The sequence below is a fragment of the Vibrio sp. Vb1337 genome, from assembly GCF_033338715.1.
Taxonomy (GTDB): domain Bacteria; phylum Pseudomonadota; class Gammaproteobacteria; order Enterobacterales; family Vibrionaceae; genus Vibrio; species Vibrio alginolyticus.
In genome coordinates, this window is record NZ_JAWOTD010000234.1 from 1 (window position 1) to 1,088 (window position 1,088).

Annotated in this window: 2 pseudogenes; both read left to right on the plus strand. The window is 50.4% G+C overall.

The features are described from left to right. A pseudogene (locus R7E42_RS25275) lies at window positions 1-295 on the plus strand (porin); the annotation flags it as partial. A 15-nt stretch (window positions 296-310) separates the two neighbouring features. Continuing rightward, window positions 311-1,088: pseudogene (locus R7E42_RS25280) on the plus strand (exopolygalacturonate lyase); the annotation flags it as partial.

Below are 1,088 nucleotides of genomic sequence, written 5' to 3' on the forward strand. Positions count from 1 at the left end.
GTACAAAAACACGGACGACTCGCGTTACAACCAGCTCAACCTTTACGCAAACCGTAAGTTTGAATGGGGCAAGCTTGGCGTAGAAGCGGAGTACAAAGATATTCATGGTGGTGAAGGTGGCTGGAAAGACAAAGGTCATGATCAGCTGATCGACTTTAAAGGCGAATACACCAAGTTAGAAAGTGGTGTGATTCCATTCTTCGCTATCGCGGCGATCACGCACAAGGGTGACGGCTCAGAGTTTAAAGATGAATATGTTCCTCGTTTCCGTGTCGGTTTGAAATACAACTTCTAACAAGGAAAAGTGACCATGAAAAAACACACTTTAGCCTTGTGTCTGGCGGCCATATTGGCCCCAGCCGCACACGCTGCTGAGATTAAGGTCGAAGACCTGACTTGGAAAGCGATCACTTTTGGTCAATCGACCGACATGAACTTTGGCTCAACCATTTTGCCGGAAAAAGTCGGCGTGAACCAAGTGACGTTCAATGGTGAGGCTGTCGCTGCTGGCAAGTTAGCGTCCACATTTACCATTGAAAGCCGCGGCGGCAAGTTAGCTAACTCGCATGAAGGACTCACCTTTTACTACACCGAGCTACCAACCGATGTGAACTTTACCCTCAGTGCGGATGTGGTGCTTGACCAGCTTGGCCCGGAAACAGGCGCGACACCCAACCGCCAAGAAGGCGCAGGTTTGATGGTGCGCGACATTCTAGGTGCCGAGCGTTTAGTGCCGCAACCTGAGGGCCATGAAGAGTTTCCGTCTGCATCGAACATGGTGATGAACCTAATGCGTTCTCACACCCGCACGAACGATGGCATGACCAACATCAACGCATCGTTTCGTGAAGGCGTTTATCAACCTTGGGGAACGCCGGGTAACCGTTTAAGCCGTGTCGATTATGTGGAAGGGGTGCCTTACGGCACGGCTGAAACCTACCGCATGACGCTGACACGCACCAATGATGGTTTCAAAGTCAGCTACCGTAATGGCGAAAAATTCGTTGAGCAAGCGGTAAAAGGCGCGAATGCCAATATCGTTGAAATGCAAAACTCAGACTCGCAATACGTCGGCTTCTTTGCGTCAC